The organism is Microbulbifer mixtoriginis (SeqCode) (assembly GCF_052466695.1).
Map to the genome: position 1 here is coordinate 574,444 of NZ_CP174285.1, position 15,226 is coordinate 589,669.

A 15,226-nucleotide genomic window follows, 5' to 3' on the forward strand; every position below is an offset into this window, starting at 1 on the left:
CCGCACTAGCGGGTTTTTTTATGTACAAAATTCCTGGAGCGCTATTCAATGACCCAACGCATCACCATCCGCGATGCCGTTTTAAGCAAACTGCAAACTCTATCCGATTACATATTTCCACCCTCTGGCACTACAGAAGAAATTGCTCCAGAAAAGTTGCCGGCCATTGTGGTGGGTTTTGCTACTGAAAACACTGATCACGAAATGTATGGCGGTACCAGTCGGGAACTGGATCTGACTATTGCTGCGGTAGTAAAGAGCGATGGCGATATATATGCCGCACTGGATCAAGCGGCCGAAGATATTGAGCTTGCACTGCAGGACTCTGATTTAGAAAAAACCTGTGACTTATTTCTGCTTAGTCAGACGCAATTTGCACTGGATCAAGATCATCCTCTGGGCGAGGTTCGATTGACCTACAGGGCCCAGTATTCCACCGAACCCTCAGCCCTTTAACTCAACAACTCAATAAGGTCTTAGCTATGGCACAAGGTTATAAAACAAAATTTTCCCGCAGTGATGATGGTACTTCCTATACACCAGTGGCTGGGATGCTGGATATTGACCCCGGTGAGGAGTCACGCGGTTCTGTTGAAATGACGCCGATTGATGGCACCAGTGGCTATATGGACTATGACCCCTCCGGCTTACGTGATGCCGGTGAGGTCTCCATTACTTTGATCTGGAAAGAGAGTGACAGCGGCCAGCAGGCTCTGCGGGCAGATTACGACTCCGATACCAATAAGTATTACCAGATTGAATATCCTGAAGGTACCAAGGTGGAATTCACCGGCCATATTACCGGCTGGGGTAAGGCTGTGCCCAAGGATGACAAAATTACCCGCACCGTGAAGTTCAAAATCTCTGGTAAACCCACAGTAACCGCAGGCAGCTAACAATGAATTTAGTTCCTACGCCTATTTTAGAATCCGAAACCGTTGTATTTGGCCAGCAGGAAGTGGAGTTGTTTGAGCTGAGCGCCTACCACCGCTGTGAATATCTGCAGAAGACTACCGAAGATATTCCACTGCCGCAGGATGAAGAGTTGCCGGAAACTGAGCTGGAAAACTTTGGCCAGCTTTGGGCGTTTCGTGCAGGGGAGGTGAGCAAAAAACTGCTGTTGGTAGCCTATGCCATCTGGATGAAGCCGGATTGCCAGGATTCACTAGAAGATATTCACCATGGGCTAATCCGCAGCGTTACCCCTAAGCTGATTGACCGGCTCTATATCCCTGCGGCTAAGCTATCCGGGCTTTTCGTCGATGTCCAAACTGAAAAAGCGGATAGTGAAACAGAAAGTGAGGAAACCGAAAAAAAAGGCTAGTGCCGGGTTTTCACTTTGCCCGGCAGCTCGCGCGGGATTTTAACCGTCCCGACTATTTCAATATGTTGCGCTCCATGAGTTCTACCGAGTTCGACCACTGGTATGAATATCACTCTGAGCGCCCCCTAAATACCGAAGTCCAGCAGTGGCAGCTAGCCCACATTGCCGCCGGCACCCTGGGAGGCAAAGTCTCTAACTTCCTGCCTCAGCAGCACAAGCCAAAAACCGTGCAGCAACAAATTGCAATCTGGAACTCCATGAGCTGAGCAATGGCAAAACAAACTTCCATGGCCACCATGGTGGCGAACCTGGAGCTACGCTCCACCCAATACAAGCGCGAGATGGCCCAAGCGGCCGCGCGCAATAAACAACTCACCCGTGAAATAAAATCCACCAGTGCCGCTGGGGATGTGTTCGGCCGCTCCATGCGTGGTGCCGCCCAAGGGGTCGCGACTATCGATGGTCCTTTGGGCGGTGTTTCTGGTCGAGTCGGTGCGCTTAATGGCCTGCTTACCAGCGGTGCCAGCAGCTGGGCATTGTTTGGGGCAGGGGTTGCCGGTGTGACTGCCGTGTTCTATCAGAGCATTCGCGCTGGTGAGGAGATGGAGCGGCAGCAGCTTAAGATTGAGGCCCTGCTTAAAGCCACGGGAAGTACTAGCGGCCGCACTGCACAACAGCTGGATGATCAGGCGCGTTCGGTTGCTCGTGCGACCCTGGCCAGTGTTACCGGCATTCGTGAAGCCCAAGGTGTGCTCATAACCTTTAAGGGGGTGCAGGGTCCTGTCTTCGATGATGCTATCCGGCTGAGTCAGGATTTATCGGCTGTAATGGGTGGCGATGCCAAGAGTGCAGCGCTGCAGCTTGGTAAGGCCTTAGAGGAGCCATCCACTGGCTTGACCGCCCTGAAGCGCGCCGGGGTCAGTTTTACCGAGCAAGAAAAAGAGCAGATTAAAACCCTCGAGCAGTCAGGTCGTGTGGCGGAAGCCCAGCGCATGATTTTGCTTAAGCTGGAGCAGCAGGTCGGCGGTGCCGGTGCGGCTGAAGCTGGAGGTCTTACCGGTGCTACTGATTCTTTGGGGCAGGCCTGGCAGGAGTTTTTGGAAGGCCTCAGTGAAACCAGCGGCTCGACCAGTATCGCCACGGCAGGGATTCAGAAGCTCACCGGGGTAGTGAATACCCTGCGCCGAGGTCTTGCCCCCACTGAGGAAGAAGAGCAGCGCAATCAATTTGCCAAGCTGCACAGCCAATATGTTTCGCATCAGCACCTTCTGGCCAAGGCAGAAGCCGAAGGTGTTCAGGTTCAGATAGAAATCCATCGCTACAAATCGGAGCAAATACGCCGCCAGCTCGACGAACTGCAGAATGCACAAATAGCCGCACAGAAAAAGCGGCAGGAGGAAGAGCGGAGAGCCGAGGAGGCTGCCGCTGCGGCCAGGGAGCAGGCAGAGCGCGATCGTATCGCCCAACAGCGTGCCATGGCGGAAGAGGCCGGTGGTGCTCAGTTAATCCAGCTGGATCAATTCCTGGCTGACCAACAAGGAAAAATCCAACTCGACCACGAGCAGAGGCTACAGCAAATAGCCGCCCTTCAGGTTGCCGAGGAGGAACTGACAAAGCGGGGGTTTGAATCCATTGAAGCGCTACGGGCGGAATATTCCGAGCGCGAGAAGGCCCGCTATCAAATGGCGCTGGCAGAAGAGCAGGCACGGTCAGCCAATGATGGCGGGGAAGGCAGTCAAGTCGGGGCTGACGGCCTAACCGATGCGGAGCGCCAGCGAATCACTACACGCTTAGAAACCCTACAGCTTTCCTGGCTCACCGAGATGGAGCAGCTGCAGGTTCAGCAAGATGAGGAAATGGCCCTGCTGGATCAGGCATTTGCTAAGAAACTCATCTCTCATGATGACTATGAGCGCAAGCTTACTCTGCTGGAAGGTAAGCATGCTAAGCAGCGAGAAAAGCTAGAACAGGCCAGCAGTAAAAACCGTTGGCAGGCGTTCGGCGGTGCGATGGATATGATGCTGGGCATCTCCAATACCGGTAGTAAAAAACTCTTCAAGATTCAGAAAGCGCTCAGCCTGGCCAAAGCTGCTGCAACCCTCCCGGGTGCAATTATCGAATCCTATAACAACAGCGGTGGTTACCCATGGGGTATTCCTGCAGCGGTCGCAATGGCTGCAGCTGGCGCGGCTCAAATTGCTCAAATCAAAAGTGCTTCCTTTGATGGTGGTGCTAGCGCTTCCAGTGTGAGTACTGGCGGTGCGGTAGCGAGCACACCATCAGAGAGTTTTGCCGCTTCTAATGATGACGGTTTTGTAGAGGGCGATTCACAACAGCCTGGCACGGTTGTGAACCTGACGATACAAGGCGATTTAATCGGAGATAACGCACAAACCATTGCCGATAAATTAACAACCATGTTTGCGGAGCAGGATTTGGTAGCAATCCCCGAGGATAGTCGCCAAGCACAAATACTCAGGGGATAGAAAATGCTCATTCAATACACACCTACACGGTTATTGGTGGGTGATGGTAGTGATTATCAGATTGAATCAAAACTGAAGCGTTATGACTGTAACGATCGCCCCGAGGGTAAAGAACACACATCGCTCAGCGGTAAAACAGAATACACAATCTACCGTCTCGAAGAGGAATATTCTTGTCAGACTGTACCGCTAAGACTCACTCATACCGAATTAGCGCGCTGGCGAGAGTTCAAAAGAAGCTGTGCTTTCGGTGAGTTTTTCACCTTCGATGCCTACGGGACTACAGACACTCCTGATTTCCCCCAACAAGTGCAACTTAAATATAAATCCTTCAAAGAAAAGCGCGAGAAAGACGGCCGCTTTATTTTTTCTTTTACTACCGTTCAAGTCATCGCTTAACTATGCGCAACAACTCAGAAACTTTTGACCTGCACAATCAGGCTGCACAGCGTGAGCTACGCCTGGTCATCGAGATTGGTTTTGATCTGCCGCTGTATATCACCAGTCATAACAGTATTCCGGGTCTCCCCGCCAATGCCGTGCTTGGCGCTTTAAAAAAATGCAGTGCCACCAGCCAGAGAATAATCCCCGAGCAGGGCCGCGCAGAGATTGGGGCTATTTCCTTTGAGGTGGTGGATATCAATGGTCTGCTGTCTTATGTGCTGCGCGATGAGCTGGAACAGGGCAACGGTATCAAGGGTCGCTCGGTGCGTTTGTATCAAGGCTTTGCTGGACTCGACTGGGATGATTTTCGGTTAGAGCAAACCCAGATTGCCGAGGAATCCATTGGCTACGCCGAGGGTGTTTACCGAGTCCGCTGCCGGGATATTCAACGAGAGATGCGCCGCGATATTTTTGTGCCCAATAGCACACGCCTGGCTGCCAATTTTCCTAAATCGAGTAGCACCCTGTGGGTATTCGATACCAGTCCTTTTGAGCCGAACCCGCATACTGCTGCTTATGGTGATGCACCCGGCCAATCCGTGTATTACCTGAAAATAAAGTATCAGGACGGTTTCGAGATTGTGCGAGCCACCGGGAAAACAGGGAATAGTTTCACCGGCTGTACTCGTGGATTGTTCGGCACCTTTGCCCGCGACCATGCGTTGCCAGAAGACAGTGGCGACGAGAGTGGCGTTGAGGTGGAGGAGTTTGTCTATCTGGAAGGCCCTGGCCCCCAGCTTGCCTATGCACTGCTGACCGGGAAGATTCTCGGCACCAATAACGTACTGCCCTCTAATTGGCACTTGGGCATAGATCCCGCCTTTGTGGTGTTGGATGAGTTCGAAAATATCGGGGCAGACTGGTACAAGCCCAGTGACCACCGCAAAGGCAAGATCCTGCGCTTTGATGGCCTGGAAAAAACCGACGGCAAAAAGTTTATCGAGACCGAAATCAATTTATTGCTCGGTGCCTTTATGCCAGTCAATGCCGCCGGCCAGCTGGGCTTTCGCCGTATGGCTGGAGTGCTAGCTGAATCCGGTACAGTGGCCACCATCAGTCCTGATGATGTCAGTAGCCTGGGCGAACTCAAATACAACTTAGCCGGGGTAAAGAATGCCTTCTCGGTGCAGTGGAGTTGGTTTGAGCAGCCCGGATTCGATGGCAAATTCCTGCGCTCCAATAACCTCATTGATGCGGACTCTATTGCGACCCATGGCGAGGCCAAGCCGCTCGCTCTGAAATTTCGGGGGCTGCACAATTCCCGGCATACCTATACCACGATAAAAAATACCTTTGATGCCCTGCGTGATCGATTCGCCGGGCCGCCGCTCAGTCTGCGCCTAGGATTATTGCCCAGTAAAAACGATCTGGAGGTGGGCGATATCGTACGGGTTAGCCTGACGCAATTGCGCGACCACTCGCAAAATGTGTCGGGTGGTATTTTAGATCGCGCCATGGAAGTGCAGCGCTTCAATGTCAATCAGGTCAGTGGAGCGGTCTCCGTCGATCTATTTGGCAGCTACCAGCCTGCCTCAGCGGTGCCCGACCAGCCCAGCGGCAGCAGCTCCAGCGGAGAGCTTCCCGACAGCTGGTATAGCGCAGAGGGCACAGAGATGACTGCCGCCGGCCTTGCTATCGATGCCAGTGGCTTCCTCACCGCTAACGGCACCCTATACGGTGCGGATAACAGCCGCACGATATTTTATTACCTGGGAGACTTAACCGTCCCCGCAGGCCGCACACTTTTTGTTAGCGACAATGTTGAATTGCATGTGCGCGGTGTTCTGCAAATAGACGGTACTTTGCGCGGGGTTCCCAGTAATGGGGGGCGTGGTTTTCTGGGTTCTTGTCGCGGTGGTGGTGGGCGCGTATCTGGAATTGGCGCCACCAACCGCACTATGTACAACCGTATTCGCGGCCAAATTGTGGTCGGTCGCAATTCCGTCATGCCACCGCTCAATATTGAGAATAATGGCGGAGAGCTGCAAGGTATCCCCGAGGATATGCGCGGTACCGGCGGCGCCCGTGGCGGAAATAGTTATTACTACCTGCGCGGCGATCAGAGCTATGAAAATAGCGGCTACGGTGGTTCCGGCGGCCAGGGTGGGGCGAGTGTGGTTATCGTCGCACGGGGTATCGCCCTCGGTGTAAGTGGAACCATTAATACCTCTGGGGGCAATGGCAGTGGCGGCAGCCTGGGAACTGGTATCCAGAAGATTCCCGGCGGTAGTGGTGGCGGTGGTGCGCCTGGCGGTATTGTTTTGTTAGTGGACGGTACCCAAAACCCCATGCCGGTGCTGACCAATAGCCGCATAGTGGCGTCTTATGGTACTAGCCCGAGTAGTCCAGGCACTGCCGGCCAGGGAGGTACTTCCTTAGGTACAGCGGCCGCGCGCGTATTATTTGTTCCCAAATCCCGCACACCCTATCCAGACCCAGAAGATCCCGCGCTAGACCCAGACTTACAGGCTGCGCTAGAGGCTGCAGAGGAAGCCAAGGCCGATGCACAAAAGGCCCTTGAAGATCTCGGCAATATCTCTGCAGATGGTGTGTTGCATACCAATGAAAAACTGCAGCTGATCCGCGAATACAACCAGTTAATAAACGATCAAGTGAAGCTGGATGCGCTGGCCAGCAATTTCGGCACTGCACTCGATGCCAAACGGGCGGCGTTTACGAATGCTTTGACCGCGCTGACAAGCTATCTGCAAGGGTTAACCCCGGCCTGGGATAACCGCCAGGAAAATACCCCGGTAAGCCGCACCCTATTTGATAGCAATTGGACCTACGCCTACGACCAGAAAACAGCGCTGTATAGTGCCGTAGCGGAGGCGACGCGCACCAAAGCCTTTGACGCTACCCGCAATATCATTGGCTATGACGAGGCCAGCGGACAATTCACCGATGACGGTATCTTAATCGGCAATATGCAAAGCGTACGCAAGGCACAGTTGCGCGCGCAGCAGGCTTCGGGCTCTGTATTTTTTGAGGCGTTTACCGATACCACGGCTGCCGATGATTGGGTGGTCTATACCGGTTCGCCGGCTGGCTATACCTATCAAGTACATTCAAGTTCTGATGCACACGTGACTGGTGGCAATGTGTTGCGCATTGGACAGGATGACAAGGCCTCTAATGCTTGGCTTGAGTATAAAGAGCGATTCCCTTTTGATGCTGACAAGCTTTATCGAATTAAATTTCGAGTATTAATGGGACCTGGTGGCGATGCAGACCGCTCTCTGTATCTGGGTATTAATTGCTTTGATAAAGATGGCAAGCGGGTCAATGCCAGCGGCAGTGAGACGCATTCGGGCTCCCATTATATCGCTGCGCCTGGTGTAAAGGCGGCTGGTGTAGGCTGGAAAGAATACACCGCATACTTTCAGGGCCGAACAAGCGGTAATGCCAGCTACCAATCTACCGTGGGGCACAACACCATAGCCCAGCCGGCCCAGCTGCAGACGACCGTCAGACAGTTTACGCCGGTGATTATTGCTAACTACGACGCTGCCAAGAAAGGGGCGACCTTTATTGATTATGTGCGCATCGATACGGTTGAACCAACGGGCAACGGCCTTTATTTAAAGATTAATAGCGGTCCGACCTTGGGCGATAATGCCAATCCGGGCGAGGCACAGCTGTGCGGCTTTGATGCGAATGGCAATCCCGATGGCTCTCTGCCGGGCTGGTTTTACTGGGGTGGCAAGCGGATAAAAATTCCCCCGGTGCAATTAAATCCAAGTCTTGGAGGCCTGTTTTATATCGTCACCGAGACGGATGGAGTTTGGATCTCAGCGGGTTCGGCCTTGTCGGTATCCATTGAGCGCGGACTCTATAAATACCATTACTATGATGGTTCTACCACGAAGCGTGGATTTTTCTCATCAATAGAGAACAAGCTGATTATCGGAGAGATTTTCCTATCCGGGACAGAAGTGGTTGCCAGTGGTGGTGTTTACCAAAATCCACGGCCGCTAGCTGGGTTCTCTGCATTTCTCAGCGGTCTCAATGAGAAAGGCCGTATCGCGGAGCAGCGCAGTCTGCCGCATATCCAGTCCGGTATCTCTTCCATTACGAGCGGTGGGGCACCGCTTACCGCGAGAGATGACGGCTCTACTGCGAAAATTACGGTTGCCTCGCATACCGTGCAGTATGGATTTGGGGCGGTCTCCTATAACAGCGGCAGCATTACCGGCCTGTCATTTTCCAGAAAATATTATGTGTATTGCGATGATGAAGGTTATGAAGGCGGCGCAGTAACTTATAAGGCCACCACAAGTTTTACCGTCCTGGCTGCAAATACCCACCGACGCTATGTAGGGACAATCACGACCCCATCGAATGGCGGCGGCGGGACCATACCGACAGATCCCTGGTGCGTAGACTATGACACCTTGCTGCCGGATGGCCGCTACGTGCGAGACCTACAGCCGGGGGATTTAGTCGAGTGTATCGATGTTGTTACTGGTGAACGTGGAATGTTCCCGCTACGCGCAATGGGTTCCGGTAAGGAGATGTGTTACAGCCTGCGCACCCCTGAAGGTGCGGAAATCTGGCAATCGGAATCCACACCCATGGACCTGCCGGACGGCTCAATCGTGCGCACCCCGCACATGCTAGGCAAGCCGGCGTATGTGCTGTGCCATGGCGCTTCTCAATTATCGACGGTTACAGAAATCCGCAAACTTGGCCCGCGGCGCGTGCTAAAGCCTGATTTTGGCGATCGCATGTTTTTCGCCGGCCGCCAGGCAGAGCTAACCATTGCAACCCACAACGCAAGACAAAAACCTTAGGAGGCACCATGCCCAGCTTTTCCCCGAAAACCGTGCCAGGTCTTGAAGCCTGGCAGTTCCCCTTCACCATCGACGACGGCCACAGCGCCGGCACTATTGTGCGCGCAACGGTAACGCAAACTACCGAACCGGCCTCCACTGAGGCCAAAGCCGCCGCGGTTTTAAAATGCACCATTGCGGTTATTGATGACCAGAATAAAGTGCAGATTGACGGCGCTGGGGACGAAATGCGTAGTGTGTATGTAACGACCAAAACCCTACAGACCGATGCCGGGCAGGCCATCAATGTTGCCGACCATGCCGCCGATCTTGTAGCCGACTGTATTGTTGAAGTGGCGAATCGCCTAGCCGTGCATAGTTCTATTGCGGCTATGGCTATTCCGAGTGGGTGATACTGGCTTCGGTTTTCAGTAGTGGAGAGAGCGTGTCGCCGGTACGAAGGCCCGAATTATAGAGCCATGGCTTACATCTACAGAAAGATCCCCCCTAACTTATTGATTTAATTATGGGTAAAATGTATTCAAGAGCGGGAAGTTGAAGCAGACGACTTGAGCCAATGGCTCACTATCTCTGGTTGCTATTTAAGCAGTAGTTTATAACCTGCTGTAGATAAAGGCTTTTTTTGGGGTTTGAAGGCTTCATCCCAGAAATAGTGGCCAAATGGATAGTGAGTCACTGGCTCTTTAATAAACTGTTACAAGGCATAAATATGCGCACTGCACTGATTTTTATTTTTATCCTTTGCATTACTACCTACTCCAGCGCGAGAACGGTGATAGCTATCGAAGAAAAAGCAAGAAATGAGGTGCGCATTACCCAAAATAACACCGTCGGTTTCTATGCAACGATCGAAGATGTCGCAGGTTATGCTGTTTTAAAACTTACTCTTCCAACAGCAGTAGATGGCGAGGAGTATCAGCATAGCGAAGTAACTCTCTCCAACGGCATAGACAATATCGCCAAAACCCCGCTAGAAAAATTTGGCATCAATCAACAGGAAGTCATTGGTATAGAAATAAACAAGAGCATTGTCAGTGTTGTCACCTTCAGGGTTACTTACACCAACACCATTTATATAGTCGAGTGCCACATCAATGCCTTGTAACAAGTTTATCAACCATCGCCAGCAAGCTGGCTGGACAGCAAAAAGCGTGGCTTCGCCACAAAGCTGCCGGTTATAAAGGCGTTATAAGTAAGAGTATGGGCAAGAAATTACCTCCAGAAGAACTAGAACTCTACAAAGCCATAGATGAAATTTTATGGTGTGACTGGGACCCTATTGGTGTAAATGACATGCCAGAAGCTCGCGACGAGTATCAGAGTTATCTGCCACATATTTTTCGTCTTGCGGTCGAGGGTAAAGATGCCGAGCATATATCCTCGTCACTGGTAGCAACAATAGAGGGCAATATTGGTTTGGGTGCTAGCAAAGAGCATTGTCTTAGGGTTGCACGCAAAATTGTCGGTGCTAAAAATGAAATTATTGGGTAGCGTCACTTATAACAAGGCCAAGCAGCAACGCGCACTGCGTGCGCTGGACAGCTTTTCCGCGGCTTCGCCGCTGCAAAGCTTCCGCTGTTGGCAGCGTTATCTGTCTGTAGGTAAAGAATGAGAAGAACTCGAAAAAAGCCAGTAGACCTCTATGGTGAGATTGATTCAAACTTGCTCAGTTGTTGGGTTACCTCCTTTTTAATGGGGCCTCTTGCACTGATTACTCTCGCATCCACGTTACTTGCTGGAATGGGATTCGATACCTTAATTCTTGCGTTGGCAGTGCTAATCTTCTCCCAGGCGATAAGAGGCATTGTCAAACTACGTAAGTTAAAGAAGAGTTTGCAGGAAGATCCCCAGTCAGTGAGGCATACTGATATTCTGGCTGCACCAAGCTTTAAAGGATTGTATTGGTTTATTCGCTAGTACACAGATAACAAGCGTAGGCACGCCGACAAAATTGGCGCTGCGCTTCAATTTTGCTCGTGCTACGAGCGTTATGCGAGTGAATGGCATGAAGACTCTAGCTATTGCTTTAATTCTGATATTCAGTGTTTCTGCTCATGCAGAAGGATATTTCCAGATATTGGACGAGTCGAGATATCCAGAATATAGCCAAGCTGCAATGAGAGCTGTAGTTGCAGATCTGAAAAAGAGTGGCAAAAATCTCGAAAAATTATACGCGGAAGTGGAGTGTACAGAGCGATTCTGTGATGTCACGATTTCTCTTCTCGAAACTTTCGGGAGTAGGGAAAGCGTCAGAGGTTGTATGAATTACTGCGTGCATTTCGGTTTTAATAACGTTGAAGGCTACATTGTCAAGAAAGCACATATCAGGTAGCCATCGCATAACAATGCGCTGCAATGGGACGGCTTACTTTGTGCACTTTATGTGCAGTTCGCTTCGCTCCATATTTGCACATAAAGTACACAAAGTAAGCCGCTCCTGAGCGCGGCGTTATGCTTCAGGAGTAATCGAAGATCATTGCCAAATTTCTTAAAATCGTTAGCGCTTTGGTTTTGGTTCTAGCAATAGGAGTTGTGCTCATATTTGGGTATGCGTTTAATCCTTGGAAAAATGACGATCATGCTATGCGCCAGCAAGTAGAAAGGTACTGCGGTGGATTTGCCACTTACTACACGCAAGAAATGTGGGACGGTACTATCCAAGTGGTCATTCACTCAAGCAAAGTCGGGCCTGAAGCTATCGAGGCAATAAATGGAGAGCTGCCTGTTACAGTTGGCAATGTTCTGGCTTCCGACTTCAGGCAACCAAACCAAGGGTACGGAAAAGGTCTTGTATTAAACGACAACCAGCTTCAGTTCTGCAGCGCAAGCGGTTGTAAAAACATAACAAGCAAAGGCAGCGGATGCGTAAACGCACCGCTGCTTTGAGCGTTATATGCGTCAGTCTGGCACCATATATCGAACGTTGAAGAGGGTAGAAAAGTGATAAGAAGTATTGTTTTGGTAGTGGTAATTGCTCTTTTGGCTGGGTGTGCTGCCAATAGGTCGGTATCACGAAAAAATTATCACCATTACAAGGTTCTACCGGATAAAGTCGTCTGGGTGGAGCGTAAGGCTTTTGGCATCAATAAAAATCCATTCGATGTACATTTACATATCGCTGACCCTGCTAGTTTTAGTGCGATGGGTCAGAAGTATTATGGTAAGGACAATAAGCATGTTTATTACCGTGGACATGTAATTCCGCTTGCTGACCCAGCTACTTTCAGGCTACTGGCAAAGAACTATGGTGCTGATTCAAACCGTGTCTACATAAAGAAGAAGATAATTGAAGGGGCTGACCCATCCACAACAGTGATCGTTCAAGGTTCCAAATATTTGCAATATGCTAAAGACGCATCGAATATTTATGTAAATGAGAAACCTTTGAATCCCTGTGATCTAGCTACTTTCCGCGCTATTAAAGAGAAGAGCTTTAACTGGTCCAGGGATGATCGCTGTGTCTACTATGATGAACACACTCTACCTAATGCTGACGCTTCAAACTTCCGCTTCGTTAAATATGACTACGCTACTGATGGAGAACGCGTTTACTACGCGGATAAGCTATTAATAGAGGCTAATGCAGCATCTTTTAAGTACAAAAGAAAGGGTAATTACGATGCCACAGATGGTCAAAACTGCTTTATGAGAGGGAAGCTAGTTGCTTGTGATAGTAGCAAAAAGGTTACTAATATCGCCAGAATATCGGATGATCAAATTGAAGCTTCCGCAATGCGAGTTGCGATAAAATGGCTTGCTGATGATAGGAACGCACAAAGCGAGGCAGCTAGAAATTCCGCTATTACCCAAAACTTGGTTGTATCTAATTATCCTGGGAATTTACTTACTCCCGAAAAGGTCTCAGCGCTTAGTATAAGTCAGCTTCCCAACCAGTTTCGCTTTTTGACAGCTTTGACCTATTCAAGTCTGAAACCAGATGAAAATCTTTATGTTTTGGATAAGAGTAATCCAGAATCTGCTGTTTTATCCATACATAACAATGAGGATTGGAGAGTTAAGCAAGAGTTTCTGGACCCTAAAACTGGAGTTCTAAGATCAAAATCTCGTATCGATGGCTATGTTCGGGAGACTATTTACTTAGGAAACCCGTGTAACTTTACTGTAGGTGCCTGCAGCGAAACTATAAAGAATAACAAAAATGGCGTGACCATTAGCGAGTCTAAACTTGATTATCAAGTGGAGTTCAAGGATGGAGTTTGGTCAATGGCCTTCGAACAAGGTGGGAAGCAAAAACGTTACTTCAATATATATGATGAAAATGGCTTTAGAATCTATCACTCATATTTCAGCGAGGGAAAGATGATGGAAGAACATGTAAGGGTGTTTGACTCTGTCAATGGATGGATGAATTTAACTGGACACTAACTATTAATGTATAACAATACGTTGCATAGGACAGTTTGCTCCGTGGCTTCAATTGTGTTTCCATTTCATTACAGCACAATTGCACCACTCCGCAAACTGCCTATTAACTTAGCGTTAGCTGCTCCTAATCATTTACACTCAATATCAAGGGATGATGATGAAAGATATAACCAGAATTAATCATGTAGGATTGAGGGTTAGAGATTTGGATGTCTCTCGTGAATTCTATGGCAAGCTAGGTTTTGAGTTTATAGTTGGCCCAGTTGGCCCTGAGCCAGTAGCTATAGTTGAGCATCCATCAGGAGTTAACATCAACTTGATCCTTAATGCTTCAAAGGATGCACCAAGGAAAAATGTGCTAATGGAAGGTGATATAAAATATCCAGGCTATACGCACATCGCTTTAGAAATAACAGACTATGATTCAGCCAAAAGTAACGTCGAAGCTCTGGGTTTTCCTATAACAGGTGAAGTCGAATACAACGGTGCTCAGTTTTTCTTTATAAGAGATCCAGATGACAATGTTATAGAGTTCCATCAACCAGCACGAAGCTAACAAAGCATTCCAGGTGGCGCCTACGGCGCACCTGAATGCGGCGTTAGCCTTCTTAGGAGACAGAATGCCCATAGCTAGAACACTCTCAGTTAATAGGTTGGAAATACAAGATGACATTTCAGAGTCTTGTATTGATGGTGTTGTAAATGATCTAAAAGTGAAGGTAATACAGACTTGCGGTCCTATTACTACTGAGAGCTGGAAACTACTTAATGATCTCCTGATACCTAAACGTCCAGATATTGAGATAAGGATCTATGGTCATTATTCGAAAGTATGCGACCTAAGTACTCTGGCTTATATCCCATCTGTTGAAACCTTGTCGATCGATTGTCTAAGAGAAGTAAGTGATCTAGAAAACATCACGCATTTGAAAGCACTAAAGTCATTATCTGTAGGTGTTTATAATCTAGATAACTTTGATTTCCTGGAATCCCTGCCTCAATCAATGGAGGCATTATTTCTCGGCGCTACAAAGTCAAAGAAACCTAAGCTAGATGGCTTGTCAAAGCTACCATATCTAAAAGAGTTGTATATCGAGGGGCAAAACAAAAATATTGAAATAGTAGGTGAGCTCGAATTTCTAGAGAAACTTACTCTAAGGTCTGTTAGTCCAAAGGACATTAGCTTTCTACGAAAGCTCAGTAAATTGTGGTCTTTAGATATCAAGCTTGGCGGAATAAAAGATCTTAGTGCAATTGAAGGTTTGGGAAATCTGAAATACTTGGAATTATGGCAGATCAAAGGTCTATCTGATATCTCTGTAATATCAACTCTCACCGGGCTGCAGTATCTATTTCTCCAGTCACTTCGAAACGTAGACGAATTTCCAGATCTAAGTAATCTTACAAAATTAAGAAGGATATATTTGGAAACAATGAAAGGGCTGGAGGATTTAGATGGTTTGTTCAAAGCCCCAGCTTTAGAAGAGTTTATTCATGTATGTGCCCAAAATATGGCTCCAGATCAATACGATCAGTTGTTGGAGCTGAAGTCCTTAAAGAAAGCATTGTTCGGCTTCGGTAGTGATAAAAAGAATAAACAGATGAAAAGTAAGATGAAGCAGAAAGGCATTGAAGAGTATTCGCATGAACGATTTCTGTTTAATTAGGTATGTCAGGGCTAACAAGACGCTACTGTCGGACAAATTTTCCGCTGCGCTTCAAACTTGCCGCAGGCCGTGACGTTAGCATTCATATGAGATATAGATGAAGTTTTTGAGAATCGGCACGCTAAT

The 15,226-nt window shown here is 49.0% G+C and carries 17 protein-coding genes; all 17 read left to right on the plus strand.

The genetic code is table 11. The annotated features are described in order from the left end of the window. The first annotated feature begins 48 nt into the window (after positions 1-48). The 17 genes from gpU (at position 49) to ACJJI0_RS02515 (ending at position 15,100) form a co-directional block, all read left to right on the plus strand. Entirely contained in the window at positions 49-456 is a 408-nt protein-coding gene (gene gpU / locus ACJJI0_RS02435) for a phage tail terminator protein (RefSeq protein ID WP_444884515.1), read from the plus strand. A 26-nt stretch (positions 457-482) separates the two neighbouring features. Beyond that, positions 483-896, plus strand: a complete 414-nt coding sequence (locus ACJJI0_RS02440) for a phage tail tube protein (protein ID WP_444884516.1) — start codon at positions 483-485, stop codon at positions 894-896. Positions 897-898: 2 nt separating this feature from the next. Further along, entirely contained in the window at positions 899-1,324 is a 426-nt protein-coding gene (locus ACJJI0_RS02445) for a phage minor tail protein domain-containing protein (RefSeq protein WP_444884517.1), read from the plus strand. Continuing rightward, positions 1,324-1,590 (plus strand): hypothetical protein, encoded by a 267-nt coding sequence (locus ACJJI0_RS02450; RefSeq protein ID WP_444884518.1) that lies wholly within the window; start codon positions 1,324-1,326, stop codon positions 1,588-1,590. Before ACJJI0_RS02445 ends, ACJJI0_RS02450 begins: the two co-directional genes overlap by 1 nt. 3 nt (positions 1,591-1,593) lie before the next feature. Then, complete coding sequence (locus ACJJI0_RS02455) at positions 1,594-3,810, plus strand: hypothetical protein (protein WP_444884519.1); 2,217 nt, start codon at positions 1,594-1,596, stop codon at positions 3,808-3,810. A 3-nt stretch (positions 3,811-3,813) separates the two neighbouring features. After that, positions 3,814-4,209, plus strand: a complete 396-nt coding sequence (locus ACJJI0_RS02460; protein ID WP_444884520.1) for a hypothetical protein — start codon at positions 3,814-3,816, stop codon at positions 4,207-4,209. 2 nt (positions 4,210-4,211) lie between these two features. Continuing rightward, positions 4,212-9,047 carry a Hint domain-containing protein gene (locus ACJJI0_RS02465; protein WP_444884521.1) on the plus strand — a complete coding sequence of 1,612 codons (4,836 nt, stop codon included), beginning with the start codon at positions 4,212-4,214 and terminating at the stop codon, positions 9,045-9,047. An 8-nt stretch (positions 9,048-9,055) separates the two neighbouring features. After that, complete coding sequence (locus tag ACJJI0_RS02470; protein ID WP_444884522.1) at positions 9,056-9,439, plus strand: hypothetical protein; 384 nt, start codon at positions 9,056-9,058, stop codon at positions 9,437-9,439. 317 nt (positions 9,440-9,756) lie between these two features. Next, positions 9,757-10,152, plus strand: a complete 396-nt coding sequence (locus tag ACJJI0_RS02475; protein WP_444884523.1) for a hypothetical protein — start codon at positions 9,757-9,759, stop codon at positions 10,150-10,152. A gap of 95 nt (positions 10,153-10,247) precedes the next feature. Next, on the plus strand, positions 10,248-10,538 hold the full coding sequence (locus tag ACJJI0_RS02480; RefSeq protein WP_444884524.1) for a hypothetical protein: 291 nt from the start codon (positions 10,248-10,250) through the stop codon (positions 10,536-10,538). Further along, positions 10,522-10,659 (plus strand): hypothetical protein, encoded by a 138-nt coding sequence (locus tag ACJJI0_RS02485; protein ID WP_444884525.1) that lies wholly within the window; start codon positions 10,522-10,524, stop codon positions 10,657-10,659. The genes ACJJI0_RS02480 and ACJJI0_RS02485 overlap by 17 nt, the downstream gene beginning before the upstream one ends. Then, positions 10,656-10,964, plus strand: coding sequence for a hypothetical protein (locus ACJJI0_RS02490; protein ID WP_226645361.1), 309 nt, complete (start codon positions 10,656-10,658; stop codon positions 10,962-10,964). Before ACJJI0_RS02485 ends, ACJJI0_RS02490 begins: the two co-directional genes overlap by 4 nt. 88 nt (positions 10,965-11,052) lie before the next feature. Beyond that, positions 11,053-11,379 carry a hypothetical protein gene (locus tag ACJJI0_RS02495; protein WP_444884526.1) on the plus strand — a complete coding sequence of 109 codons (327 nt, stop codon included), beginning with the start codon at positions 11,053-11,055 and terminating at the stop codon, positions 11,377-11,379. Positions 11,380-11,630: 251 nt separating this feature from the next. Beyond that, entirely contained in the window at positions 11,631-11,933 is a 303-nt protein-coding gene (locus ACJJI0_RS02500) for a hypothetical protein (protein WP_444884527.1), read from the plus strand. Between the two features lie 54 nt (positions 11,934-11,987). Beyond that, a complete protein-coding gene (locus ACJJI0_RS02505) occupies positions 11,988-13,433 on the plus strand; it encodes a DKNYY domain-containing protein (RefSeq protein WP_444884528.1) in 1,446 nt (481 codons plus the stop codon). Between the two features lie 157 nt (positions 13,434-13,590). Then, a complete protein-coding gene (locus tag ACJJI0_RS02510; RefSeq protein ID WP_444884529.1) occupies positions 13,591-13,989 on the plus strand; it encodes a VOC family protein in 399 nt (132 codons plus the stop codon). Positions 13,990-14,053: 64 nt separating this feature from the next. Further along, complete coding sequence (locus tag ACJJI0_RS02515; RefSeq protein WP_444884530.1) at positions 14,054-15,100, plus strand: leucine-rich repeat domain-containing protein; 1,047 nt, start codon at positions 14,054-14,056, stop codon at positions 15,098-15,100. Positions 15,101-15,226: the final 126 nt, after the last annotated feature.

Bases quoted from the DNA above. Each gene is read 5' to 3' on its own strand.
- gpU (WP_444884515.1), top strand. From the start codon at position 49: ATGACCCAACGCATCACCATCCGCGATGCCGTTTTAAGCAAACTGCAA.
- ACJJI0_RS02440 (WP_444884516.1), top strand. From the start codon at position 483: ATGGCACAAGGTTATAAAACAAAATTTTCCCGCAGTGATGATGGTACT.
- ACJJI0_RS02445 (WP_444884517.1), top strand. From the start codon at position 899: ATGAATTTAGTTCCTACGCCTATTTTAGAATCCGAAACCGTTGTATTT.
- ACJJI0_RS02455 (WP_444884519.1), top strand. From the start codon at position 1,594: ATGGCAAAACAAACTTCCATGGCCACCATGGTGGCGAACCTGGAGCTA.
- ACJJI0_RS02460 (WP_444884520.1), top strand. From the start codon at position 3,814: ATGCTCATTCAATACACACCTACACGGTTATTGGTGGGTGATGGTAGT.
- ACJJI0_RS02465 (WP_444884521.1), top strand. From the start codon at position 4,212: ATGCGCAACAACTCAGAAACTTTTGACCTGCACAATCAGGCTGCACAG.
- ACJJI0_RS02470 (WP_444884522.1), top strand. From the start codon at position 9,056: ATGCCCAGCTTTTCCCCGAAAACCGTGCCAGGTCTTGAAGCCTGGCAG.
- ACJJI0_RS02475 (WP_444884523.1), top strand. From the start codon at position 9,757: ATGCGCACTGCACTGATTTTTATTTTTATCCTTTGCATTACTACCTAC.
- ACJJI0_RS02480 (WP_444884524.1), top strand. From the start codon at position 10,248: ATGGGCAAGAAATTACCTCCAGAAGAACTAGAACTCTACAAAGCCATA.
- ACJJI0_RS02485 (WP_444884525.1), top strand. From the start codon at position 10,522: ATGAAATTATTGGGTAGCGTCACTTATAACAAGGCCAAGCAGCAACGC.
- ACJJI0_RS02490 (WP_226645361.1), top strand. From the start codon at position 10,656: ATGAGAAGAACTCGAAAAAAGCCAGTAGACCTCTATGGTGAGATTGAT.
- ACJJI0_RS02495 (WP_444884526.1), top strand. From the start codon at position 11,053: ATGAAGACTCTAGCTATTGCTTTAATTCTGATATTCAGTGTTTCTGCT.
- ACJJI0_RS02500 (WP_444884527.1), top strand. From the start codon at position 11,631: ATGCGCCAGCAAGTAGAAAGGTACTGCGGTGGATTTGCCACTTACTAC.
- ACJJI0_RS02510 (WP_444884529.1), top strand. From the start codon at position 13,591: ATGAAAGATATAACCAGAATTAATCATGTAGGATTGAGGGTTAGAGAT.
- ACJJI0_RS02515 (WP_444884530.1), top strand. From the start codon at position 14,054: ATGCCCATAGCTAGAACACTCTCAGTTAATAGGTTGGAAATACAAGAT.